This window comes from Paraburkholderia sp. J41, from assembly GCF_905220235.1.
In the GTDB taxonomy this organism is placed as follows: domain Bacteria; phylum Pseudomonadota; class Gammaproteobacteria; order Burkholderiales; family Burkholderiaceae; genus Paraburkholderia.
Genome location: NZ_CAJMZE010000057.1, coordinates 1 through 23010, shown reverse-complemented (window position 1 = coordinate 23010; position 23010 = coordinate 1). Strand labels below are relative to the sequence as shown.

Below are 23010 nucleotides of genomic sequence, written 5' to 3'. Positions count from 1 at the left end.
AACCCGCCGAAGCGGGTTTTTCGTCATGCGCGGCAAGTGCCGGGCGACGCCTGAGCGCCGCCGCGACGGAAGCCTTATTGCGCTGCCTGCATCGCCTTGACGGCGGCCGACAGACGGCTTTTCTGGCGAGCTGCCTTGTTCTTGTGAACGATCTTCTTGTCGGCGATGATGTCGAGCGTCTTTGCCGATGCCTTGAGGATTTCAGCGGCTGCTGCCTTGTCGCCGGCGTCGATTGCCTTGCGAACAGCCTTGATCGCCGTGCGGAACTTCGAGCGCAGCGCCGAGTTATGCGAGTTTGCCTTGACGGCTTGACGGGCACGCTTGCGTGCTTGTGCGGAATTTGCCATTACAGATCCTTGATTATTCGGAGCGCACGAACCGTTTCAAGGGTTCCGTGTCGGGTTCCCCTGTTTGATTCCAATACGCTCGGTGCCTGGATTTGCGCCGCCGGGCGGAAAGCCCGAAAGCGCAAAACGGTATTTGCCGGCTCGCTTACGGTTCGCTTAGCAAACCTGCTAACTTTTGCTACCCGCTTGCGCGCATTGCTGCGATCGGCGGTTGGCCGGCTGCGCCCCTTGTGCCAAAGCGGAAAACGCGCTTATACGTTCTTTCATACGTTCTATACGCTGATAGAACCGCTGTTCGCCGCTTCCTTTCCGGGACGCCATCGAGTCAGAAACTCGAACCGCGAATTATAGCAACGAAATCGGCGGCGTGGCAATCGGCGCCCCCCCGGCGAAACTGGGCTCGCGGCGGCTTCGTTCGCGCCCTTTTCGCGCGGGGAGAGACGCGCCGTCAACAAACCGCGCGCGAGCGCACGCCGCCAAACGTTGGCGCGGCGCGTGGCGCCCGTATAATGGGCGCCCCATGAATCTATTCCGAGCCCTGCTGACAGTCAGCGGCTTCACGCTGTTGTCGCGCGTGACCGGACTGGCCCGAGAAACGCTGATTGCGCGCGCGTTCGGCGCGAGCCAGTTCACTGACGCTTTCTACGTCGCGTTTCGCATTCCCAACCTGCTGCGCCGCATTTCGGCGGAGGGCGCCTTTTCGCAGGCGTTCGTGCCGATTCTCGCGGAATTCAAGAACCAGCAAGGACACGACGCCACGCGCGCGCTCGTCGACGCCACTTCGACGGTGCTTGCCTGGGTGCTCGCGATCCTTTCGCTGCTCGGCATTTTCGGCGCTTCGTTCGTCGTGACCGTGGTGGCTTCGGGCCTGAAGGCCGACGGCGCGGCGTATCCGCTGGCCGTCACGATGACGCGCATCATGTTCCCGTACATCGTGTTCATTTCGCTGACGTCGCTCGCGTCCGGCGTGCTGAACACGTACAAGCAGTTTTCGCTGCCCGCGTTCGCGCCCGTGCTGCTCAACGTCTCGTTCATCACGGCGGCCGTGGCGTTCGCGCCGCACATGAAGCAGCCGGTCTACGCGCTCGCCTGGGCGGTGATCGTCGGCGGGGTGTTGCAGTTCCTCGTGCAATTGCCGGGCTTGAAGCGCATCGACATGATGCCGCGCATCGGCTGGAATCCGCTCAAGGCGCTCGCGCATCGCGGCGTCAAACGCGTGCTCGCGAAAATGGTGCCGGCGATGTTCGCGGTGTCGGTCGCGCAGATCAGCCTCATCATCAATACCAATATCGCATCGCGGCTCGGGCCGGGCGCGGTTTCGTGGATCAATTACGCCGACCGCCTGATGGAATTTCCCACGGCGCTGCTCGGCGTGGCGCTCGGCACGATTCTGCTGCCAAGCCTCTCGAAAGCGCATGTGGACGCCGATCCGCACGAATATTCGGCGCTGCTCGACTGGGGCTTGCGCGTGACGTTCCTGCTGGCCGCGCCTTCGGCCGTCGCGCTCTTTTTCTTCGCCGAGCCGCTCACGGCCACGCTGTTCCACTACGGCAAATTCGACGCCACCTCGGTCGTGATGACGGGCCGCGCGCTCGCCGCCTACGGCGTGGGACTCGTGGGCCTCATCCTCATCAAGATTCTCGCGCCCGGCTTTTACGCGCGCCAGGACATCAAGACGCCCGTGAAGATCGGCGTGGGCGTGCTGGTCGCCACGCAGGTCTGCAACTACATCTTCGTGCCGATCTTCTCGCACGCGGGCCTCACGCTCTCGGTCGGCCTCGGCGCGTGCATGAACGCGCTGCTGCTCTTTATCGGCCTGCGCCGGCGCGGCATCTACATGCCTTCGGCAGGCTGGACGACGTTTTTCATGCAGTTGATCGGCGCCTGTCTCGTGCTGGCGGGCGCGATGCACTGGTGCTCGATCAGTTACGACTGGATCGGCCTGCGCCACGAGCCCCTCGCGCGCATCGCGCTCCTCTTCGCGTGCCTCGTGCTGTTCGCGGCGCTATATTTCGGTATGCTCTGGCTCATGGGCTTCAAATACGCGTACTTCAAGAGGCGGGCGAAGTGACCACGATGACTACGCGAGTTCTGGACTATTTCGGCGCGCTCGTCGCCGACGACGAGAGCCTGCCGCTCACCGAAGCGGCGCTCGCGATCGCGCAGGATGCCTATCCCGATCTCGATCTCCAGGCCGCGCTCGCCGAGATCGACGAACTCGCGCTGCGGGTGCGACGCCGCCTGCCCGAAGGTGCGGACGTGCGCCAGCAGATCGGCTTTCTCAACCGCTGCTTCTTTCGCGAAATGGGTTTCGCGGCCAATCTCAACGATTATCTCGACCCCGACAACAGCCACCTGAACGCCGTGCTCAAGCGCCGGCGCGGCATCCCGATTTCGCTCGCCGTGATCTATCTGGAGATGGCGGGGCAACTCGGCCTGCCGGTGCAGGGCGTGTCGTTTCCGGGGCATTTCCTGCTGCGTGTTTCGTTGCCCGAAGGCGACGAAATGCTCGATCCGACCACGGGCCGCACGCTCACGGAATCGGACATGGTCGAAATGCTGGAGCCGTTCGTCGCGAATGCCGGCGATTCGGTGGCGCGCGCGCTGCGCATGCTGCTCGAACCGGCCACGCGGCGCGAGATCATCGCGCGCATGCTGCGCAACCTCAAGTCGGTGTATCTGCAAACCGAGCGCTGGCAGCGTCTGCTCGCAATCCAGGAGCGGCTCGTGATCCTGCTGCCCGAGAGCATCGAGGAAGTGCGCGACCGCGGCTTTGCCTACGCGCGGCTCGATTATCTGCGGCCCGCGCTCGAGGATCTGGAGCAGTATCTGGAAGCGCGCCCGGACGCCGAGGACGCCACCGTTGTCGAGTCGCAGTTGCACGAGTTGCGACAGCGCACGCTCGACAACGACTAGCGCGCGGCGTTGCCGGCGCCGGTGAAATAGCCGGCTGGCGACGGCGGGCTTTTTTGCGTCCGCGAAATCCGCGCGCGACTCATGTCACCACGCGGCGGATGGCGCGCCTTATTTCGGCTGCATGCGAATCGCGCCGTCGAGGCGGATCACTTCGCCGTTGAGCATCGGATTCTCGACGATCTGCTTCACGAGCATCGCATATTCGCCGGGTTTGCCGAGGCGCGGCGGGAACGGCACCATCGCGCCGAGCGCATCCTGCACGTCCTGCGGCATGCCGAGCAGCATCGGCGTTTCGAAGATGCCGGGCGCGATCGTCATCACGCGGATGCCGTTGCGCGACAGGTCGCGCGCGATCGGCAGCGTCATGGCCACCACGCCGCCCTTCGATGCCGCATAGGCCGCCTGGCCGATCTGCCCGTCGTAGGCCGCGACCGAAGCCGTATTGACGATCACGCCGCGCTCGCCGCCTTCGCCGGGCGCGGTTTGCGCGATCGCGGCGGCGGCGAGGCGGATCATGTTGAACGTGCCGATCAGATTGACCGAGATCGTTTTCGAGAACGCGTCGAGCGGGTGCGGGCCGTCCTTGCCCACGGTTTTCACGGCGGGCGCGATGCCCGCGCAGTTCACGAGGCCGCGCAGCGTGCCGGCCGCCGTGGCCGCGGCCACGGCGCGTGCGCCGTCTTCCTCGCTCGCGACGTTGCACTTCACGAAGGCGCCGCCCAACTCCCGCGCGAGCGCGTTGCCCGCGTCCTCGTTGAGATCGGCGATGACGACCTTGGCGCCCTCGGCGGCGAGCAGCCGCGCGCTGGCCGCGCCGAGCCCGGAGGCGCCGCCGGTGATGAGAAATACGTTGTCGCGGATTTGCATGGCTTGTCTCCAGTGTTGTTGTGTGCGCCGCCGCCTTCGCCGAAACCCAAAGCAAAGCGGGCCGCCCGGCGCCGCGCGCGATTGTGTCGTGCGCAACGCCAGCCGGCCCGCGGGATACTGCGGTGCGGCGCCCAGGACCGACGGCGGGAAGCCCGGCCCTGCCGGACGGCCCCGGCGCGGCCGGTCGAAGCGGGGCTTACTTCAGCGCGTCGAACACGCGCTCGCGGATTTCGTCGACGCTGCCAAGACCCGAGATCGCGCGATATTGCGGCGCCTTCAGGCCGTTTTCCTCGCCGCGCTTCGCCCAGTCGCTGTAATACGCGATGAGCGGCTTGGTTTGCGCCACGTACACGTCGAGGCGCTTGCGCACGGTCTCTTCCTTGTCGTCGTCGCGCTGGACGAGCGGCTCGCCCGTCACGTCGTCCTTCATGTCTTCCTTCGGCGGATTGAACTTGACGTGATAGGTGCGGCCCGACGCGGGGTGCATGCGGCGGCCGCTCATGCGCACGATGATCTCGTCGAACGGCACGTCGATCTCGAGCACGTAGTCGATCGCGACGCCGGCCTGCTTCATGGCTTCGGCTTGCGGCAGCGTGCGCGGGAAACCGTCGAACAGGTAGCCGTTGCGGCAGTCGGGCTGCTGGAGGCGTTCCTTGACGAGGTTGATGATGAGTTCGTCAGTGACGAGTTCGCCGGCGTCCATGAAGCGCTTGGCTTCGATGCCGAGCGGCGTGCCGGCCTTCACGGCCGCGCGCAGCATGTCGCCCGTGGAGATCTGGGGGATGCCGAACTTTTCCTTGATGAAGTTTGCCTGGGTTCCCTTGCCCGCGCCCGGGGCGCCCAACAGGATCAAACGCATGGTGAACATCTCCGATCTGTGTGAATTCTTCCGGCGCGGCGGCCGCCCCACGCGCGGGGGCGGCAATCGGCAGCGTCAGTGCGGTTTTTCGGCACGCGCCGCCCATTCGCTCGCGCCGTGAACGGCCGATGCGAAACGGGGGCGGCGGCGAGTCCCGCGCGGCAGCGTCCGGGCGAATGAGAGCAAACGCAGCGGACGGCGCAGCGGGCAGCGCCGGCAAAAAGCGGGGAAACCCCGATGCACAAAGGCTTTAGACGGCTCGCGCAAACAATTGATTATGCCATGGGATGTTGGCCCCACGGCCCGAATTAAGGCCGGAATAACGCCTGCACGCGAGCGAGGTCGGCGGGCGTATCGACGCCGGGCGCGGGTGCTTCGGCCGTGACGAGCACCGCGATGCGCTCGCCGTGCCACATCGCCCGTAGCTGTTCCAGCGCTTCGACCTGCTCGATCGGCGAGAGCGAAAGCGTGGGGTAGCTGCGCAGGAATTTCGCGCGGTACGCATACAGGCCGATGTGCCGGTAGACGGTCGCGGGAGCCGGCGGGGCGGGCATTGCGGCCAGATCGAGGCGCGCCGGCGACCAGTGCGGCTGCCATGCGTCGCGTGCCCACGGAATGGGCGCGCGGGAGAAATAGAGCGCCACGCCGCGCGCGTCGAGCACGACTTTCACGACGTTCGGGCTCAGGATTTCTTCGGCGGCCGTGATCGGATGCGCGGCCGTGGCGATCGCGCAATCGGCGTGGGTGGCCAGGTGCGACGCAACGTCGCAGATGAGCCGCGGGTCGATCAACGGCTCGTCGCCCTGCACGTTGACGACGAGGGTATCGTCGCTCCAGCCGAACTGCCCGGCGACTTCGGCGAGGCGGTCGGTGCCCGTGGGATGGTCGGCGCGCGTGAGCACCGCTTCGAGACCGTGCGCCCGGGCCGCGTCGAGCACGCTCGGCGCGTCGGAGGCGACCAGCACCTGCTGCGCGCCCGAGGCGAGCGCGCGTTCGGCCACGCGCACGACCATCGGTTTGCCGCCGATATCGGCGAGCGGTTTGTTCGGCAGCCGCGTGGACGCGAGGCGCGCCGGAATCACGGCGATGAAGGGAGGCACGGAAGCGGTCATGGCCAGCGGGTCAGGCGATCTCGTGAAAGTCGCGTTGAAAAAAACGACGCGCCGGAAACGGCGCGCGTTGCAAAAGCGGAAGGCGGGCGCCCGGACGAAGCCGCGCGCGCCGCGCCGCGTTGTCGGCCCGGCAGCACGGCATGCGTGCGCGCGCCGGCTCGAACGGCGTCGCCGGTGTCAGGCGCCGGCGACCGGCCCGAGCGGATCGACGGGCGTGCCTTCGACGGTTTGGCGCGCCTCGTCGACGAGCATGACGGGAATGCCGTCGCGAATCGGATAAGCGAGCTTGTCGGCGTTGCAGATCAATTCCTGCGCGGCGCGATCGTAGCTGAGCGGGCCCTTGCAGATCGGGCAGACCAGGATTTCAAGCAGACGGGCGTCCACGGAGTTTCTCCACAACCAGGGTAATGAGGCGATGATCGAGCGCGGCCTCCACGGGGACGACCCAGATGCGCGCGTCGTTCCAGGCCGCCAATTTTACTGCATCCTTTTCGGTGACGAGGATTGTGTCGGCGGCGAGGTCGGCGAACGGATTCGTCGTGTAGGCGTAATGGTCGGCCAGCGGCAGCGTGCGGGGCGCGAGGCCGGCCGCGCGCAGCGTCGCGAAAAAGCGTTCGGGCGAACCGATGCCGGCGGCGGCCACGAGGCGCGGCGCGCCCGGCCCGGCGCCGCCGGGTTGCGCGGGCGAGACGCCTTGTGACGCCGGCGGAACGGCGAATTGCGCGAGCGGGCGGTGCAGCGCGGGATTCGCGAGATGCCAGGCGTCGCCGGGCTGAAGCTTGAGCGCGAAGGTGTCGGGCCACGGCGGCAACGTGCGCGCGTAGGGATCGTTGACGAGCGTGGCGTCGCGGCGGCGCGAGAGCGGTTCGCGCAGCGGGCCCGCGGGCAGCAGGAAGCCGTTGCCGCCCAGCCGGTGATCGAACACCACGAGTTCGAAATCGCGCTGGAGCCGGTAATGCTGAAGGCCGTCGTCGCTCACGATCACGTCGACGTCGGTATGCGCCGCGCACAGCGCCGAGGCCGCCGCCACGCGGTCGGGCGAGACCCAGACGGGCACGCCGGTGCGGCGCGCGATCAGCAACGGTTCGTCGCCGCAAAGCCGCGCGGGCGTATCTGGCGTGACGGGCGTGGGACGCTCGACGCGCGCGCCGTAGCCGCGCGAAACCACGCCAGGCGCGTAACCCGCCGCGCGCAGCGCCTCGACGAGCGCGATTACCGTGGGGGTCTTGCCCGTGCCGCCCACGGTCACGTTGCCCACCACCACCACCGGCACGCCCACGCGCACGCTCTTGAGCCAGCCCGCCGCGAAGGCCGCGCGCCGCGCGCCGCTCGCGGCCGCGAACACAGCCGCGAACGGCGTGAGCGCCCACGCCAGCGCGCCGCGCCGCTGCCACGCTTGGGCGATGCCGGTTTCGGCGCGGTTCCTGAGCGTGGAAATCTTGCCGCTCATAGCCAAAACGCGTTGTAAAAAGCGCGGCGATGCGAAAGGCGGTCGTGCAAAACGGGCATCACGGGCATCGAGTCGGATCTCCGGTTTCTGATCGGCGAAAGAACCGCGACGAAAGCGGGAACACGCCCGTCGCGGCAAGCGGCGCGACGGGCCGGGCGGCTTGCGCCGGCGCCCTCGCGAACCCGGCACTCTAGCGCGCATCGGCTTGACGGGGCAAGTTGGGTGTCCGGTGCTGCCCGCGGCGAAAGCCGGGCGGCGGCACCGCACGGTTTCCGTCGCGCCTGTGGATAACTTTGTGGAAAAAGGGCCTTCGCGCGGGCTCAAAGGCCCGCTCATACGCCCTTTCATCGGCGACAGCATTCCTTATCGGGATAAAATTCCCATAAAAATCAGACAGATAGGTTGAATTATCAGCGTTTGCAGACGGCTTTCGGCCACTATGACGCATGACCGGGATCGTGTGGACACCTCGGGGCGCTTGCGCTTCGGGCCCGGTTAATGCGCTCAACCGCCGCTGGACTGCGGCCCCCGGATCGGTCTATCGTCTGTCCGGCCCACGTTATTCACCTTCCCCGCGCATGCTCTCCGATCGTTTTTCCGCTTCCTCCGCCGCGTCCGGCGACGTCGTCGTGCCGGTTTCGGCGCTCAATCGCGCGATTGGCGCCATGCTCGAACGCTCGTTTCCGCTCGCGTGGATTTCCGGCGAAGTGTCGAACTTCACGCGGGCCGCGAGCGGCCACTGGTACTTTTCGATCAAGGACGCGCAGGCGCAGATTCGCTGCGTGATGTTTCGCGGCCGCGCGCAATACGCCGAATTCACACCGCGCGAGGGCGACCGCATCGAAGTGCGCGCGCTCGTGACGATGTACGAGCCGCGCGGCGAACTGCAACTGAACGTGGAAGCGGTGCGCCGCACGGGCCAGGGCCGCCTCTACGAAGCGTTCCTGCGCCTGAAGGCGCAACTCGAAGCCGAAGGGCTGTTCGACGCCGGGCGCAAGCGCGCGCTGCCCACGCACCCGCGCGCGATCGGCGTGATTACGTCGATGCAGGCCGCCGCGCTGCGCGACGTGCTCACCACGCTGTGCCGCCGCGCGCCGCACGTGCCGGTGATCGTCTATCCCGCGCCGGTGCAGGGCGCGGGCGCCCCCGACAAGCTCACCACGATGCTCGACACCGCCAACGCGCGCGCCGAGGTCGACGTGATCGTGCTCTGCCGCGGCGGCGGCTCGATCGAGGATCTCTGGTCGTTCAACGACGAAACGCTCGCGCGCGCGATTGCGGCGAGCGCGATTCCGGTGGTGAGCGGCGTGGGCCACGAAACCGATTTCACCATCGCCGACTTTGCCGCCGACGTGCGCGCGCCCACGCCCACGGGCGCCGCCGAACTCGTGAGCCCGCAGCGCACGCTGCTGCTGCGCGAACTCGATCAGCGGCACGCCACGCTCGCGCGCGACTTCGGCCGCCTGCTGGAGCGGCGCGCGCAGCAGCTCGACTGGCTTGCGCGGCGGCTCGTTTCGCCTGCCGAAAGGCTTGCGCAGCAGCGCACGCATTTGCGTCAACTGGCGATCCGGCTCGCTTCGGCGGGCACACGCGCGACGGCCGAAGCGCGCGCGCGCCTGAATCTCGTGCAGATGCGCTGGCAGCGCGCGCGCCCCGACGCCGGCGCCGAGCGCAACCGTATCGACGCGCTTTCGCGCCGTCTCGACAGCGCTTTCGAGCGGCGGCGCGAGCGCGAGACGGCGAGCGTGTCGAAACTCGCGGCGCGGCTCGAAGTGCTGAGCCCGCAGCGCACGTTCGAGCGCGGCTATGCGGCGCTGCTCGACGCGCAAAACGGCGCCGCGCTGCGCTCGCCGGCGGCGCTCAAGCCGGGCAAGCGCGTCACGGTGCATCTCGCGCAAGGCAGCGCCGACGTCGCGCTCGCGGACGTGCAGCCGCGTCTTGCCGACAGCTTTTGACGTGCCCGCCCGGAGTGGGCGCGCCGCTTGCTGCAATCGACTCGCTGCGACGAAATCACGGTGCCGTCGCGCCGGACATCGCGTTGCTATTGCATGGATATGGTGTGGATATTGCGCGAACGTTGCAGCCGCATTGCAGTCCGCTTGCATTGGCGTGACACGAAGTCCAGATGAAGGCGCGCAACGATAATGCGCCTGCATTCGTGGGCTTTTTCGGTGCGGCCGGCGGCGGCATGGCGGTTCCGGCTGCTTCGTATAACGCGCGAAGCAACGAAAAGGCCGTGAAAATCGGCCGTTAAAACCGGCCATGAAAACCGGCCGTGAAATCGCGCTTCGCCAGCACGGTCCGCGCGTGTTGCCGACCTTGGCGCGAAGCCGCCACGACCGGGCGATGCGAGGCCCGCAAACCGCCATGCGGACGATCTCCGCCATAAAGGCCGCGTGTTTGCGGGGTTATTCCAACTCGCCTACAATCGAGTGCTCCATGCCGGCGACTATGTAGAACTTCACGCAGAACTCCCCCATAACACGACGAAGGAACCGCATCATGTCATTTACGCTCCCGCCGCTGCCGTTCGCGAAGAATGCCCTCGCTCCGCATATGTCGGAAGAGACGCTTGATTACCACTACGGCAAGCATCACCAGGCTTACGTCACGAATCTGAACAACCTGATTCCGGGCACCGAGTTCGAAAAGCTTTCGCTCGAAGAGATCGTCAAGAAGTCGTCGGGTGGCGTATTCAACAACTCGGCGCAAGTCTGGAACCATACGTTCTTCTGGAACTGCCTCTCGCCGCAAGGCGGCAGCGCACCGTCGGGCGCGCTCGGCGACGCGATCAACGCCAAGTGGGGTTCGTTCGACGCGTTCAAGGAAGCCTTCTCGAAGGCCGCGGTCGGCAACTTCGGTTCGGGCTGGACGTGGCTCGTGAAGAAGGCAGACGGCTCGCTCGACATCGTGTCGACCAGCAACGCCGCCACGCCGCTCACGACCGACGCGAAGGCGCTGCTCACCATCGACGTGTGGGAACACGCTTATTACATCGACTACCGCAACGCGCGTCCGAAGTTCGTCGAAGCGTTCTGGAACATCGCGAACTGGGACTTCGCAGCGAAGAACTTCGCTTAAGCGTTCCGTCCCGCCGCGCCGCCTCGCGAGACGGCGCAAGCAAAAAGCCTTCGATTCGCGTCGAAGGCTTTTTGACTTTTTGGGCCTTGTTTCAAGGGCTTTTCTTCGCGCGCTCAAGCGAGCGCGGCGAGCGTTTCCTGTGTCGAGCGCACGTGTCCCATGATGCCGAACAGCTTCTCGAACGCGAAGCGATGCATGGTTTCGTCGAGGCCCGACGTGGCGTCTTCGACGAACACGAGCTTGAAGCCGCGATCGAACGCGGCGCGCGCCGTGGACTCCACGCCGAAGTTCGTGGCGATGCCGCCCAGCACGATGGTGTCGATGTGGCGGCGGCGCAGGTGCTGTTCGAGATCCGTTCCATAGAACGCGCCCCATTGGCGTTTCGCGACGAACACGTCGCCGTCTTGCGCGCCCGTTTCGGGCACGAGTTCCGAAGCCTGCGGCGGCGCGGCGGGGGCGTCGGGCTTGCGCATGGGCGTGTCGGCGGGCAGCGCCAGAATTTCGTTGACGAGCGCGCGCACCCAGACCACGGTGCCGCCTCGCGCGCGTAGCGCGTCGGCGAGCGTCCTGGCCTGCGCGACGACCTGCGGGCCGCTGTACGGCGCAACCGGGCGGCTCACAATGCCGTGTTGAAGATCGATCATCACGAGCGCGGTCGTGCGCGGGTTCAGCGTAAGAGCGTGTGGCATGGTGTACCTGTGGGTGGAAAGCGTCAGGTGTACACCATACGCCAATACGCGCCAATAAGCGCCGTTCAGCGCCATCCAGCCTCGCGGGCCACGCCGCGCGTCAGGTCGCGAGCAGCGCCTCGCGCGAATCGAGCACGCGGTCGATGATGCCGTAGCCGGCCGCCTCGTGCGCCGACATGAAATTGTCGCGGTCGGTGTCGCGCACGATCTGCGCGATGTCGCGGCCGGTGTGCGCGGCGAGCATCGCGTTCAGGCGTTCGCGTTGATACAGCACCTCGCGCGCCTGCAATTCGACATCGGCGGCCGTACCTTGGCCGCCGCCCGAAGGCTGATGAATCATGATGCGGGCGTTTGGCAGTGCGAAACGTTTTCCGGGCGTGCCGGCGGCAAGCAGGAACGAGCCCATGCTCGCGGCAAAACCGGTGCAAAGCGTGGAGACGTCGGGCTTGATGAACGCCATGGTGTCGTGAATCGCGAGGCCGTCGTAGACCGAGCCGCCCGGCGAGTTGATATAGAGGCTGATGTCTTTCTCGGGATTTTCGGCTTCGAGAAACAATAGTTGCGCGACCACGAGACTCGCGTTCTGCTCCGTGACCGGGCCGATCAGAAACACGATGCGCTCGCGCAACAGGCGCGAGTAGATGTCGTAGGCGCGTTCGCCGCGCCCCGACGTTTCGATCACGGTCGGCACGAGATTGAGCGCGGTGGGCGCGTGGGTCGCGAATGGGGCAAGATGCATGAGCGTCCTCGTCGGTGGATTCGGCGGCGCGTGGGTGCCGCTACACTTTCATGACGCCCGCCGCGCCCGCCGCGTGACGAGCGATTTTTTTGCGCGCGGCTGTCACATCGGGGCGCCGCCGTTCGTCATGAAAAAAGCGACGAATGCCGGCGGATGCCGGCGCTAGCGCGACGCGGCAAGGCGAAGGAGCGGATTGATGGCTCAACGAAGGATTGCAAGGGATCGCGCAACGAGGCGCAGCGAGCAGCGGCCGGTCATGCGGCCGATGACGAAGCCGGCGACGCAGCCGGTCAAGCAGCCGATCACGCAACAACCGGCGAAGCATGCGGCCGAATCGTTGCCGCCGAAACGGGCGTCACAGGCGGCGTGGCCGTTGATTGACGGCGCAAGGAGCGGTGCAAGCCATGATGCAACCGATGACGCAACCGATGAAGCAACGGGCGACGCACTGGCGTCGCAACCAATCGACGAGTTTGGGAGTGTCGCGATGAACGAAACGGCAAGCGGGAACGCCCACGAATGCGCGCATGAAAAAGCGGGCGACGACGCGCACGATAACGCGCGCGCGGCTGCGGTTCGACGCCACGCCGACACGGCGCGCGCGGCCGTATTCGACGCGGCGCGCTCACGTCTGCTCGCGCTGGCGGCGCGCGTGCTGGGCAGCCGCGCGGAAGCGGAAGACGTGGTGCAGGACGCGTGGTTCCGCTGGCGCGACGCCGACGCGCAAGCGGTGCGCACGCCGCAGGCGTGGCTTTCGACGGTCACGGTGCGGCTCGCGATCGACCGGCTGCGGCGTTTGCGGCGCGAGCAGGCGAACGAAGTCCACGAGGCGCACGAGGCGTGCGACGCCGCCGCGCCTTCGGCCGAGGAAACCGGGCTGATCGCCGCGCGCCTGTCCGATGGGCTGCTGCTGTTGATGGAGCGTTTGGGGCCGCTGGAGCAGGCCGTGTTCGTGCTGCGCGAGGCGTTCGATTGCGACTACGCGCAAATCGCGGCGCTCACCGGCTGCACGAGCGCGCATTGCCGCCAGATCGTGCGGCGCGCGCATCTGCGTCTCGCGCGCGAGACGCCCGCGCAGCGCGCGCCGGCGGACCGCACGGAGCACACGCGCGCGGTCGAGCGTTTGCGCGACGTGCTGCATGCGCAGGACCGCGCGGGCTTGATGGACCTGCTCGGCGTGGCGGCGACGGCGCTGGTGGCGGCATCGGCGAACGCGGTGACATCGGCGAATGCGGCGGCATCGGCGAATGCGGCGGCATCGGCGAATGCGGCGGCATCGGCGAATGCGGCGGCATCGGCGAATGCGGCGGCATCGGCGAATGCGGCGGCATCGGCGAATGCGGCGGCATCGGCGAATCTTTCGGTATGCGAAGCAACACGCGCAACCGCCATTCAGGCCGCGCACGGCGCGCTGCGCGCCGAGGCGCTCACGTTCGACGGCGCGCAAGGCGTGGCGCTCGTCGCTGAGAACGGCGAGCTGATCGCCTGGCTGCACGTTCGCGACGACGGCGACGGACGATTCGAGCCCGTGATAGGCGTGGCGAACGGCATGCCGGCGTCGCGCATGCTCGAAGCCGCAAATCGCGCGTTCGGCGGCGCGGCCGTGCGCGCGCTGCTCGCGCGGTTCGGCGCGCGAGCGATCGGCATTTCGACGAGGGAGGTCATCGGCGCGGCGGCCACGCGACAGCTCGCGATCGCCTGACCGCGCCGCGCCAGGTTCTCAAAAGTGCGCAAAAGTGCGCAAAGCGCGCAAGGCGGCATCAGCCGCGCTGCGCCGCGCCGTCCCAGTTGATGTCGACGCACAGCACCTGCACGCCGTGCGGCGTTTGCGCGGCAATCGAAGCCGTCACGCACAGGTGCGCCTCGTTGATCGACAGATACGGCGGCGTGAACTGCACCTGACCGGGCGCCTTCATCGCGCCAATGAAATACGGCCGCCGTTCCCAGCTCGCGCCTTCGGAATGCAGCAGCGGCCGGAAGCGCTTGGCGCGCTGCGAGGTGCGCCCGTCGGGCAGCACGTTGTCGCCGATCTGGCGGCCCGAATCGTCGAGCAGGAAGCTGCGCGCCGTGTCGTCGAGACCGAGCAGCGGCAGCGTCGCGTCGTTCATGCCCGCGCCCGCGGCGAGCTGTTTCGCGGCGGCTTCGAGGGCGCTCACGTAAGGCGCGAGGCGCGCGGACTGCGCCCGCTCGCGCGCGCTCACGCGCTCGCGCAGGCGCATCGACAGATCGTCCATCAAATGTTGCGCCGTGGCGGGCGGCACCGGCTCCACGCCGGGGCGCGCGAAATACGCGCCTTGCACGAAATCGGCGTTGCTTTCCAGCGCGATCAGCGCGTCGCGCTCGGTCGACAAACCGCCCACCAGCACGAGCTGCCCCGACTCGTGCAGCATCGAAACCAGCCCCGGCAGCACGCGTTCGATATGCGCATGACGGCTTGCCTGGGCGAGCAGGCTGCGGTCGAGCGTGACGATGTCGGGGCGAAGCTGCCACACGCGGTCGATATTCGAGTGCTTCGCGCCGAAGCCGTCGAGCGCGATCACGAACCCGGCCTTGCGCAAGCCGTCGATGATTTCGGCGAAGCGCGAATTCTCGCCGCCCGCCTGTTCCGACACTTCGAGCACCACGCGCTGCGGCGGCAGCCCGAGCGCCTTGAGGCCGGCGAGCAGCGCGTCGCCGTAGCTCGTGTCCATCAGCGCGGCGGGATGCAGGCTCAGAAAGAGCCATTCGTCGTGCGAATCGAACGCGTTGAAATTGCCCAGATGCAGCGACTCCGCGAGCCGGCCGAGTTCGAGCAGGTCGCCGCGCCGCGCCGCCTGCGTGAACACTTCCTGCGACGGCACCTGCTGCCCCTGCTCGTCGTGCGCGCGCAGCGACGCGTGATAGCCGATCGCGCGGCGGTGCGCGACCGAGAACACGGGCTGGAATACGCTGAAGACGGTGTAGCCGCCGTACAGCACGGTACGACGAGCGCCTTCTTCGCCCGCCATGGGGCGCGACTGGTAGCCGGGGGGATCGAGGTCGATCATGCTGGTTCTATCGGTTGTGGAGCGCGCGTGAACACGAAGTTTACAGCACGAATTGCCTGAGGCCGCAGGAAGGCCGGAGGCGCTCCTGATGAATCGCCCTATAGCGCAGCAAAAATCATGCAAGTTGCGATGGCGCGCGCGAGGCGCGGGGAAGCCGCGCACGCGCCGCAAGCCCGTGCGGCCGCCCGGCGCGATTTCGTGCGGCGACTGAAGCCGGCCGCGCGGGCGGCCGCGCGGTTCGCATCGTCGAGAAAAACGGCCTGCTGCACCGAAGCGGTGCGCGCGCGCGCCGCGTCAGGCGCGTTCCGAGGGATCGGTCTTCTTCGCGGTGCGCCGCACTTCGGGCGAAAGCTGCGCGAAGATCCACGACGAAGCCGCCGTGATGATGCCCACGCAGATAAAGGTCGCGTGGAATGCCGGGATCGTGTTGGCCTCGGTCGCGCGATGGATGAGGCCGGCGAACGTGGTGAGCAGCGCGCCCGCCACCGTTACGCCCAGGCTCATGGCCAGCATCTGCACGAGCGAGAACAGGCTGTTGCCGCTGCTCGCGCCGCCCGTGCCGAGGTCCTTGAGCGTGAGCGTGTTCATCGCCGTGAACTGCATCGAATTGACGGCGCCGAAGAGGGCGAGTTGCGCGATGCGCATCCAGAGCGGCTCCGCGGGCGTGGAAAGCGAGAAGCTCGCCATCATCAGCCCGACCAGCACCGTGTTCGAAACCAGCACGCTGCGGTAGCCGTACCGCATGATGAGCGAGGTCACGAGGCGCTTGGAGAACATGCCGGCGGCGGCGGTGGGCAGCATCATGAGGCCCGCTTCGAACGGCGTATAGCCGAGCGCGACTTGCAGCAGGAGCGGAATCAGATACGGCATCGCGCCGCTGCCGATGCGCGCGAACAGGTTGCCGAGCAGCCCCACGCTGAAGGTGTGGATCTTGAAGAGGTCGAGCGAGAAGATGGGCTTGGGCGTGCGCACGGCGTGCAGCCCGTAGGCAACGAACGCCGCGAGCGAGACGATCAGCAGCACCAGCACGGTGGCTTCGTTGATGCCGAGTTCGGAGCGGCCGTCCAGCGCGAACGAGATCGTCACCATGCCGGTGACGAGCAGCAGATAGCCGGGCAGGTCGAAGCGCGGCGTGTCGGGGTTGCGGCTGTCGGGCATGAAGATGAAGGTGGCCACGCAGCCCGCCACGCCCACCGGCACGTTGATGAGAAAGATCCAGTGCCACGAAGCGATCTGCACGAGCCAGCCGCCGAGCGTCGGGCCGATGAGCGGGCCGATCAGACCCGGAATGGCCACGAACGAGAGCGCGGGCAGGTAGCGTTCGGCGGGGAAGGTGCGCAAGACGGCGAGGCGGCCGACCGGCAGCAGCATCGCGCCGCCCACGCCCTGCGCGACGCGCGAGAGCACGAGCTGGTTGAGCGTGTGCGCGCTCGCGCAAAGCAGCGAGCCGACCGTGAACACGAGAATCGCGCCGAGAAACACGCGCCGCGTGCCGAGCTTGTCCGCGAGCCAGCCCGAGACGGGAATCATCACCGCCATCGTGAGCGAGTACGCGATCACGACCGATTGCATGCGCAACGGCAATTCGCCGAGGCTTTGCGCCATTGCCGGGAGCGCCGTGTTGACGATGGTCGAATCGAGCGTCTGCATGAAGAAGCCGGTGGCGACGAGCCACAGCATCACGGTCAACTTGCGCTCGGAAGGCGCGGTGCTGGGCGAGGTCGGGGCTTCGGTGTCGGGCATGGGCGGAAAGAGGGAGCGGGCGCGCGGGCAAGCGCCATTGTAGGGAAAACGCTGTGCGCGCGGCGGGAGCGGGTTGCGGTTCGGCGGGGATTGCAACCGGGCTGCGGGCCGAATTCACCGTTGCCGTTGTCGTTGTCGCTGTTGGTGTCGGTGTCGGTGTCGGTGTCGGTGCCGTTGCCGTTGTCGGTGTCGGTGTCGGTGTCGGTGACGGTGCCGCCGCCGCTGTCGTTCCCCGCGGCTACGCCCGCAGCTTGGCCGCTTGCGCGAAAAACGCCTGCGCGCGCGGGTCCTGCACCAGCGCCACGTTGATGCGGACCCACGGGCACGCCTCGCCGTGCGGGCGGAAGTGGCTGCCCGGCGAGACCGCCACGCCGAGCGTTTCCCCGCAGGCCGCGAGCCGTGCCGAATCGTCGATATGCGGCACGCGCGCCCAGACGAATTTGCCGCCGGTTTGCGCGTAGCCGCGCGCCGCCGCCGCGTTCCCGTGCGCGCCGAACACGTCCCAGCCGTGCGCCTCGAGCGTGCGCGCGGCCGCGCCCTGCGCTTCGGCCACGCGCCGCCGCAGCCGTTCGAGATACTTGCGATACGCGCCGCGCTCCAGCAGCGTGGCGGCCACCGCCTGCGCGAAGCGCGAGCCGCTGATCGTCGTGAGCGCCTTGATGGCCGCGAGATCGCGCACGATCGCGGCGTTCGCGGCCACGTAGCCCACGCGCAGCGAGGACGACAGCGTTTTCGACAGCCCCGCCACGTAGACGACGTGTTCGAACTGGTCGAGCGCGGCAAGGCGGTCGGTGGGATCGGCCTGGAAATCGGCGTAGATATCGTCCTCGACGATCGTGAAGCGATGCTCGCGCGCGAGTTGCAGCAAGCGAAACGCGACGGGCGGCGAGATCGACGTGCCGGTCGGATTGTGGAACACGGTGTTGACGAAGAACGCGCGCGGCCGGTGTTCGGCGAGCATGGCGTGCAGATGATCGAGGTCGGGCCCGTTGGCCGTGCGGCGGATGCCGACGAGCCGCACGCCGTGCAGCTTCAGAAGTCCGTAGAGGTTGTAGTAGCCCGGATCTTCGACGAATGCCACGTCGCCGGGCTTGAGCATGTAGCGCATGAGCAGGTCGAGCCCCTCGCTCGCGCCTTCGGTGATGAGAATCTGCTGCGCGTCGGCCACGATGCCGAGCGGCGCGAGCCGGTTGCGCAGATGCTCGCGCAGCACCGGATCGCCGCCGGGCGAGCCGTAATCGACGAGACTCGCCGGATCGTGGCGCGAGACATGGCGGATCGCCTGGCCGAGCGCCTCGAGGTCGCGCCACGCTTGCGGGATCGAGCCGCTGTCGAGTTGCAGCACTTCGCCCGCGCGCTCGAACTGGCTCAGCAGATGGCCCGATTCGTCGGCGGCGTTCGACAGGTCGCAGGTGCCCATGCCCGCCATGCCGGAGCGCGCGTGCTCGCTCACGTAGAAACCCGAGCCGTGGCGCGAATCCAGATAGCCGAGCGAGACGAGCCGGTCGTAAGCCTCGATCACGGGAAAGCGGCTGATGGCGTAATCGGCGGCGAACTGGCGGATCGAGGGCAGCCGTGCGCCGGGGTGCGCGGCGCGCGAGCGAATCCAGCCCTGCACGCCGGCGACGATCTGTTCGGTGAGCGGGATGGCGCTCGCGCGGTCGAGTTCGAGTTTCATGCGGATTTCGGAGAAGGGTCCGCGACGACTGTCCGGTTTTTTGGCTGAACAGTTTCGTGCGAAGTGTTCGGAACTGTGCATGGGGGCGTCATGCGCTGTCCGCCATAATGCTCCAACCGGGAAGGCCCATCAAGCGGCTTTTTCGGGCCGCCGGAGAGCACGATCCGGCGATCATCAAGGAGCACGGCGATGCGCGAAATCCGAATCTTCGAACTGGAATATGGCGAGCCCGTCGAGACGTGGCGGCTCGCGCAACCCATGCGGTTGCAGGTGAGCGAGGGCGAGTTGTGGCTCACGTTCGACGGCGACGCCGGCGACTACTGGCTGCGCGAGAACGAGTCGATCGCGCTCGCGGCCGGCGTGCGCGTGCATGTGAGCGCGGGCAAGGGCGCTGGGCGGCGCGCGCGTTTCGCACTGGCGCTGGGCGGCGCGGCGCACGCGCGCGAGGTTTTCCCGGCGGCGCGGGGGGAGGGTTCGCGCGAACTCGCGGCGCGTGTCGGCGCGACGTTGCGCGAATGGGCGCGGCGCGGGCAGTGGGGCGTGCGCGCGGCTGGTTGAGGCGCGAGGCGGCGCGGGCGGCGCCGCTGCGCGTGTCGTGGGCTGGACTTCCGCGCGTTGGGCCTTGCCGCATTGCTCTGCCGTGGTGTTTCGCCGCCGTGCCCTGCCGCCGTGTCCTGCCGGTTAGATGCCGGTGGCCGCGCGCACAGCGGGGCCGGGCGCGGCACGGATCCGGCGTGGGTATCGGCGCTATTTCCGCAATTCCGCGACGAAATCGTAATAGTCGTTGCGGCAGTACGTGTCGGTAAGCTCGATCGCGCGTTGATCGGCGGTATAGCCCACGCGCGTGATGAGCAGCAGCGCTTCGTTGGGCGCGATGCTCATCTGCTGCGCGATTTCGTCGCTCGCGTTCACGGCGCGAAAATGCTGGAGCGCGCGCACGATCGACAAGCCGCGCTGCTCCAGAAAGCTGTAGAGCGAGTCGCCGATGGCGCCCGGATCGGGAATCAGCGCGGCGGGAAACGTGGAATTCTCGACGGCCATGACGATGCCGTCCGCGAGGCGCAGGCGTTTGAGGCGCGTCACGGCGGCGGCGGGCGAAAGGCCGAGCTGGATCACCTCGTCGCGGCTCGCGGGCTGGATCTCGCGCGAGAGCCAGCGCGAGGCGGGCGTGAAGCCGCGCTGACGCAGCATCTCGCTGAAGCTCGTGAGGCGCGACAGCGGGTCTTCGTAGCGTGGCGTGATGAAGCTGCCCGCACCTTGCGTGCGCCGGATCAATCCCTGTTCGACGAGCAGCGCGATGGCCTTGCGCGCGGTGATGCGCGAGACGCCCAGCGCGTCCGCGAGCACGCGCTCGGACGGCAGCGCCTCGCCGGCGTTCCAGCGGTTGTCGTGGATCGCCACGCTCAGCTTGCGCGCGAGTTGCAAATACAGCGGGGTGTCGTTCTCCGGGTCCGGGCGCAGGTCGCGCCAGCGGTCTTCCGTGGGTGCGTTCATGGGAAGCGGGCGTGGAAGGCGAACGGCAATTTTATGTCATTGGCGCGAGAAGCCGGTAATGATCGGTCTGCGCGCCCGCGTATGACCGAGCGCGGCGCGAGGCGATACACTGGTCGTCCGACCTCGGAAAGCCGGCCGCTTCGCCGCGCGCCGCCACGTAAGGGGCGTAAAAGACGCGAAGGACGCAAAGGACGCGAAGGACGCAGAGGACCACCATGACGACTGATATCGCCACCGTCGCGCTGCCCGACGGAGAACGCATCGCGAAGCTCGGCCAGGGCACGTGGGAAATGGGAGAGAAGGGCGCGAACCGCGCCGCCGAAATCGCCGCGTTGCGCGAGGGCGTCGCGCTCGGCATGACGCTCGTCGACACGGCGGAAATGTACGGCGACGGCGCCACCGAGCGCCTCGTGGGCGAGGCGCTGCACGGTTTGCGCGACGACGTATTTCTCGTGAGCAAGGTGTATCCGCACCATGCCAGCCGCACGGGCGTCGTGCGCGCGTGCGAGGCGAGCCTGAAGCGCCTGAATACCGACCGGCTCGATTTATATCTGCTGCACTGGCGCGGCGGCGTGCCGCTCGCGGAAACCGTCGAGGGTTTCGAAGCGCTCGTGCGCGCGGGCAAGATTCGCCATTGGGGCGTGAGCAACTTCGACACCGGCGACATGGACGAACTCTTCGCCACGCCCGGCGGCGATGCGTGCGCAACCAACCAGGTGCTCTACAACATCGCGCGGCGCGGGCCGGAATTCGACCTGCTGCCGTGGAGCGCCGCGCATCGCATGCCGGTGATGGCGTATAGCCCCGTCGATCACGCCCGCCTGCCGCGCCGTTCGCCGCTCGACGACATCGCGCAGGCGCACGGGGTGTCGGTGTATCGCGTCGCGATGGCGTGGGTGCTGCGGCAGGATGGCGTTTGCGCGATTCCAAAGGCGGGGCGCGTGGAGCATGTGCGCGACAACCGCGCGGCGCTCGACCTTGCGCTCTCCGCTGAGGAATGCGCGGCGCTCGACGCGTATTTCAAGCCGCCGCGCGCGAAACGTCCGCTCGAAATGCTGTAGCGCAAGCGGGGCGCGGCCACGCGTGCGGCGCGAGGGAATCAGGTGCGATCGGAGCACTCAGGAAGGATCAGATAAGGCGACGGCTGTGCGCGTCGCCTCCGCTGCGCGTGAGGCGTGAGGCGGAGCCGCGCGCGCGGATGCGGCGCTGCGGGCGTCCGGCCCGCGGCGGCGGCGCCCGGCCGGGGGACCGGGACACCGCCGCCGTTGCCAGGACTGGCGCGCCTGGCCCCGCGCGCCAGATCGGAGTGGCTGGGGCGCCCGGCCCGCGCTGCCGCGCGGGCTCAATGACCGCCGCCATGGCCGCCACCGTAGCCGCCGCCCGACCCACCGCCCGGGCCGCCCGACGAACCACCCTTGCCGAATCCGCCACCGAATCCGCCTCCAAAACCACCGCCGAATCCGCCTCCGAAGCCTCCGCCAAATCCGCCGCCGTGGCCGCCGGAAGGACCGCCGCCGTGACCGCCGGAAGGTCCGCCCGACGATCCACCGTTGCCGCCGCCGCAACCGCAGCCGCCGGAGTTGCCGCCGCCACCGCCACCGCCACCACCGCCACCACCGCCACCGCCGCCACCGCCGCCACCGCCGCCGCCGCCGCCGCCACCGCCGCCACCGCCGCCACCACCGCCGCCGCTACCGCTACCGCTACCGCTACCGCTACCGCTACCGCTACCACCGCTACCGCCGCCCTTGCCGCCGCTCGATCCCGCGCCGCTCACGCCGGAACTGCCGCTTCCGCTGCCGTGGCTGCTCGATGTCGATCCCGAGGTGCCGGCGGAACTCGACGAACTACCGGAACCACCGGAACCGCCCGCGCCGCCACCGCCATTGCCCGAACTCGACGCGCCCGCGCCGCCGTTGCCGCGGAAGCAGCCGCCGTGATGCGTCTCGCAATCGTTGGGAGCGAACACGGCGGAGAAGTCGCCGGCCACGGTAATTGCATCGGAGTCCGAATCAGTTTTCGCGGTGCTCGCCGCCGATTTGCCTTGCGTGGCCGCCACCGCGATCGGCGCCGCCGCCGATAACGTGCCGCGCCGCGTGACCTGCGCGCCGCTGGCCTCGACGGGCGCTTCGGCGAGCAATACGGGTTGCGCGAAGATGTCCTCGTGCTCGTCCGCTTGACCGGCTTGACCCGCTCGCGCGCCATTGGCGGGCAGCATCACGGCCGCCGCCATCGCGCCGAACGCGAACCCTCGCGCAACTCCATAGCAGTACTGATGAATTTTCGTTGTTCTCATCGCGGTCTCCCGGCGGCGGCCAGTTGCGCCGTCGCCTCACGCGCCTTGTGGCGGGACGCGTGTCGCGTATTCGCGCGCACGCGCCGGTCCCCGACAGGCTTGATCCGCTTCGTGCCGAAGCGCGCGGCCGCGTGGGGGCGCGCATTCGATTTCTTTCGGCGCGAGCGGTACTCGCAGTGCAAGCAGGCAACCGGGCGGGCACGCGAGGAATGACCGGATCGGGCAGGGCATGTCGATCGTCGGAGCCCGCGCATGCGGGGCGGCGGATGAAAAGCGCCTTCGGTCCAGTCATCCGTTCGCCCGGCGCGGCAGCGTGCTGATTCCGGGCTTGACGTCGCTGCCGTGCCGGTCAGCGGCGACCGGATGCCTGTGGCGGATTTAGCGAGTTCCGTGCCATCGGCGCGGGAAGGCCATGTGCCGTGGATCGGGCCGTCGACCTGCGATCGCGGGGCGTGAAAATGCGCTGAAAATGTATCGACGTTGAAACGCAGGCGGGTTTTCGGCGACTTGCATTGCAGAAGCGAGCATGCGTCCCGCGCATTCGCGGCGGCGCGCGGGCGTCCGCGCGTGGCGAAACGGCGAACGGCGCAACTACGGCGATGGAGAGCGCCGCGACGACGGCGGCAACGAACCGCGATGGCGAACGGCGAGGGCGAACTGCAACACCGAACTGCAACACCGAACTGCAACACCGAACTGCAACACCGAACTGC

At 67.9% G+C, this 23010-nt stretch carries 21 protein-coding genes; 8 read left to right on the top strand and 13 right to left on the bottom strand.

The genetic code is table 11. The features are described from left to right. Window positions 1-74 precede the first annotated feature (74 nt). Window positions 75-347: a 30S ribosomal protein S20 gene (gene rpsT, locus U5805_RS30675; RefSeq protein WP_322107247.1), complete on the bottom strand. Its 273-nt coding sequence runs from the start codon at window positions 345-347 to the stop codon at window positions 75-77. Window positions 348-867: 520 nt separating this feature from the next. Here rpsT and murJ point away from each other — a divergent pair. Beyond that, window positions 868-2418 (top strand): murein biosynthesis integral membrane protein MurJ, encoded by a 1551-nt coding sequence (gene murJ / locus U5805_RS30670; RefSeq protein ID WP_322107246.1) that lies wholly within the window; start codon window positions 868-870, stop codon window positions 2416-2418. Between the two features lie 5 nt (window positions 2419-2423). Beyond that, the gene (locus U5805_RS30665) at window positions 2424-3263 is read left to right on the top strand and encodes a SirB1 family protein (RefSeq protein ID WP_322107245.1); all 840 of its coding nucleotides are present in this window, start codon (window positions 2424-2426) and stop codon (window positions 3261-3263) included. A gap of 108 nt (window positions 3264-3371) precedes the next feature. Here U5805_RS30665 and U5805_RS30660 read toward each other — a convergent pair whose 3' ends face one another. The 5 genes from U5805_RS30660 to lpxK form a co-directional block, all read right to left on the bottom strand. After that, window positions 3372-4130: a 3-hydroxyacyl-CoA dehydrogenase gene (locus U5805_RS30660; protein ID WP_322107244.1), complete on the bottom strand. Its 759-nt coding sequence runs from the start codon at window positions 4128-4130 to the stop codon at window positions 3372-3374. A 196-nt stretch (window positions 4131-4326) separates the two neighbouring features. Continuing rightward, window positions 4327-4989, bottom strand: a complete 663-nt coding sequence (gene adk, locus U5805_RS30655) for an adenylate kinase (protein ID WP_322107243.1) — start codon at window positions 4987-4989, stop codon at window positions 4327-4329. Between the two features lie 308 nt (window positions 4990-5297). After that, a complete protein-coding gene (gene kdsB / locus U5805_RS30650) occupies window positions 5298-6101 on the bottom strand; it encodes a 3-deoxy-manno-octulosonate cytidylyltransferase (protein ID WP_322107242.1) in 804 nt (267 codons plus the stop codon). A 177-nt stretch (window positions 6102-6278) separates the two neighbouring features. Further along, window positions 6279-6485, bottom strand: coding sequence for a Trm112 family protein (locus U5805_RS30645; RefSeq protein WP_322107241.1), 207 nt, complete (start codon window positions 6483-6485; stop codon window positions 6279-6281). Then, the gene (gene lpxK, locus U5805_RS30640; protein ID WP_322107240.1) at window positions 6466-7551 is read right to left on the bottom strand and encodes a tetraacyldisaccharide 4'-kinase; all 1086 of its coding nucleotides are present in this window, start codon (window positions 7549-7551) and stop codon (window positions 6466-6468) included. The genes U5805_RS30645 and lpxK overlap by 20 nt, the downstream gene beginning before the upstream one ends. 578 nt (window positions 7552-8129) lie before the next feature. Here lpxK and xseA point away from each other — a divergent pair. Then, entirely contained in the window at window positions 8130-9506 is a 1377-nt protein-coding gene (gene xseA / locus U5805_RS30635) for an exodeoxyribonuclease VII large subunit (RefSeq protein WP_322107239.1), read from the top strand. 547 nt (window positions 9507-10053) lie between these two features. After that, window positions 10054-10632, top strand: coding sequence for a superoxide dismutase [Fe] (sodB, locus tag U5805_RS30630; protein WP_322107238.1), 579 nt, complete (start codon window positions 10054-10056; stop codon window positions 10630-10632). A 113-nt stretch (window positions 10633-10745) separates the two neighbouring features. On the opposite strand, the gene U5805_RS30625 is transcribed toward sodB, so the two are convergent. After that, entirely contained in the window at window positions 10746-11321 is a 576-nt protein-coding gene (locus U5805_RS30625) for an isochorismatase family protein (protein ID WP_322107237.1), read from the bottom strand. Window positions 11322-11421: 100 nt separating this feature from the next. Continuing rightward, a complete protein-coding gene (locus U5805_RS30620) occupies window positions 11422-12060 on the bottom strand; it encodes an ATP-dependent Clp protease proteolytic subunit (protein ID WP_322107236.1) in 639 nt (212 codons plus the stop codon). Between U5805_RS30620 and U5805_RS30615 the strand changes: the two genes are divergently transcribed. Beyond that, window positions 12059-12226 (top strand): hypothetical protein, encoded by a 168-nt coding sequence (locus tag U5805_RS30615; RefSeq protein WP_322107235.1) that lies wholly within the window; start codon window positions 12059-12061, stop codon window positions 12224-12226. The genes U5805_RS30620 and U5805_RS30615 overlap by 2 nt on opposite strands. Before the next feature lie 321 nt (window positions 12227-12547). Beyond that, window positions 12548-13762 (top strand): sigma-70 family RNA polymerase sigma factor, encoded by a 1215-nt coding sequence (locus U5805_RS30610; protein ID WP_322107234.1) that lies wholly within the window; start codon window positions 12548-12550, stop codon window positions 13760-13762. A 58-nt stretch (window positions 13763-13820) separates the two neighbouring features. Here the strand turns inward: U5805_RS30610 and U5805_RS30605 are convergent, their stop codons facing one another. The 3 genes from U5805_RS30605 to U5805_RS30595 all read right to left on the bottom strand — a co-directional run bounded on the left by U5805_RS30605 (window position 13821) and on the right by U5805_RS30595 (window position 18513). Next, complete coding sequence (locus U5805_RS30605; protein WP_322107233.1) at window positions 13821-15086, bottom strand: EAL domain-containing protein; 1266 nt, start codon at window positions 15084-15086, stop codon at window positions 13821-13823. A 294-nt stretch (window positions 15087-15380) separates the two neighbouring features. Further along, entirely contained in the window at window positions 15381-16829 is a 1449-nt protein-coding gene (mdtD, locus tag U5805_RS30600) for a multidrug transporter subunit MdtD (protein ID WP_322107232.1), read from the bottom strand. 238 nt (window positions 16830-17067) lie between these two features. Next, on the bottom strand, window positions 17068-18513 hold the full coding sequence (locus tag U5805_RS30595; RefSeq protein WP_322107249.1) for a PLP-dependent aminotransferase family protein: 1446 nt from the start codon (window positions 18511-18513) through the stop codon (window positions 17068-17070). A 183-nt stretch (window positions 18514-18696) separates the two neighbouring features. Here U5805_RS30595 and U5805_RS30590 point away from each other — a divergent pair, with 183 nt between their 5' ends. Then, entirely contained in the window at window positions 18697-19065 is a 369-nt protein-coding gene (locus U5805_RS30590) for a DUF2917 domain-containing protein (protein ID WP_322107231.1), read from the top strand. A gap of 189 nt (window positions 19066-19254) precedes the next feature. On the opposite strand, the gene U5805_RS30585 is transcribed toward U5805_RS30590, so the two are convergent. After that, complete coding sequence (locus U5805_RS30585; RefSeq protein ID WP_322107230.1) at window positions 19255-20001, bottom strand: GntR family transcriptional regulator; 747 nt, start codon at window positions 19999-20001, stop codon at window positions 19255-19257. A 215-nt stretch (window positions 20002-20216) separates the two neighbouring features. Between U5805_RS30585 and U5805_RS30580 the strand changes: the two genes are divergently transcribed. Beyond that, window positions 20217-21062 carry an aldo/keto reductase gene (locus tag U5805_RS30580; protein WP_322107229.1) on the top strand — a complete coding sequence of 282 codons (846 nt, stop codon included), beginning with the start codon at window positions 20217-20219 and terminating at the stop codon, window positions 21060-21062. A 281-nt stretch (window positions 21063-21343) separates the two neighbouring features. On the opposite strand, the gene U5805_RS30575 is transcribed toward U5805_RS30580, so the two are convergent. Next, the gene (locus U5805_RS30575; RefSeq protein WP_322107228.1) at window positions 21344-22297 is read right to left on the bottom strand and encodes a hypothetical protein; all 954 of its coding nucleotides are present in this window, start codon (window positions 22295-22297) and stop codon (window positions 21344-21346) included. Window positions 22298-23010: the final 713 nt, after the last annotated feature.

Bases quoted from the DNA above. Each gene is read 5' to 3' on its own strand.
- rpsT (WP_322107247.1), bottom strand. From the start codon at position 347: ATGGCAAATTCCGCACAAGCACGCAAGCGTGCCCGTCAAGCCGTCAAG.
- murJ (WP_322107246.1), top strand. From the start codon at position 868: ATGAATCTATTCCGAGCCCTGCTGACAGTCAGCGGCTTCACGCTGTTG.
- U5805_RS30665 (WP_322107245.1), top strand. From the start codon at position 2,424: ATGACTACGCGAGTTCTGGACTATTTCGGCGCGCTCGTCGCCGACGAC.
- U5805_RS30660 (WP_322107244.1), bottom strand. From the start codon at position 4,130: ATGCAAATCCGCGACAACGTATTTCTCATCACCGGCGGCGCCTCCGGG.
- adk (WP_322107243.1), bottom strand. From the start codon at position 4,989: ATGCGTTTGATCCTGTTGGGCGCCCCGGGCGCGGGCAAGGGAACCCAG.
- kdsB (WP_322107242.1), bottom strand. From the start codon at position 6,101: ATGACCGCTTCCGTGCCTCCCTTCATCGCCGTGATTCCGGCGCGCCTC.
- lpxK (WP_322107240.1), bottom strand. From the start codon at position 7,551: ATGAGCGGCAAGATTTCCACGCTCAGGAACCGCGCCGAAACCGGCATC.
- xseA (WP_322107239.1), top strand. From the start codon at position 8,130: ATGCTCTCCGATCGTTTTTCCGCTTCCTCCGCCGCGTCCGGCGACGTC.
- sodB (WP_322107238.1), top strand. From the start codon at position 10,054: ATGTCATTTACGCTCCCGCCGCTGCCGTTCGCGAAGAATGCCCTCGCT.
- U5805_RS30625 (WP_322107237.1), bottom strand. From the start codon at position 11,321: ATGCCACACGCTCTTACGCTGAACCCGCGCACGACCGCGCTCGTGATG.
- U5805_RS30615 (WP_322107235.1), top strand. From the start codon at position 12,059: ATGAGCGTCCTCGTCGGTGGATTCGGCGGCGCGTGGGTGCCGCTACAC.
- U5805_RS30620 (WP_322107236.1), bottom strand. From the start codon at position 12,060: ATGCATCTTGCCCCATTCGCGACCCACGCGCCCACCGCGCTCAATCTC.
- U5805_RS30610 (WP_322107234.1), top strand. From the start codon at position 12,548: ATGAACGAAACGGCAAGCGGGAACGCCCACGAATGCGCGCATGAAAAA.
- U5805_RS30605 (WP_322107233.1), bottom strand. From the start codon at position 15,086: ATGATCGACCTCGATCCCCCCGGCTACCAGTCGCGCCCCATGGCGGGC.
- mdtD (WP_322107232.1), bottom strand. From the start codon at position 16,829: ATGCCCGACACCGAAGCCCCGACCTCGCCCAGCACCGCGCCTTCCGAG.
- U5805_RS30590 (WP_322107231.1), top strand. From the start codon at position 18,697: ATGCGCGAAATCCGAATCTTCGAACTGGAATATGGCGAGCCCGTCGAG.
- U5805_RS30585 (WP_322107230.1), bottom strand. From the start codon at position 20,001: ATGAACGCACCCACGGAAGACCGCTGGCGCGACCTGCGCCCGGACCCG.
- U5805_RS30580 (WP_322107229.1), top strand. From the start codon at position 20,217: ATGACGACTGATATCGCCACCGTCGCGCTGCCCGACGGAGAACGCATC.
- U5805_RS30575 (WP_322107228.1), bottom strand. From the start codon at position 22,297: ATGAGAACAACGAAAATTCATCAGTACTGCTATGGAGTTGCGCGAGGG.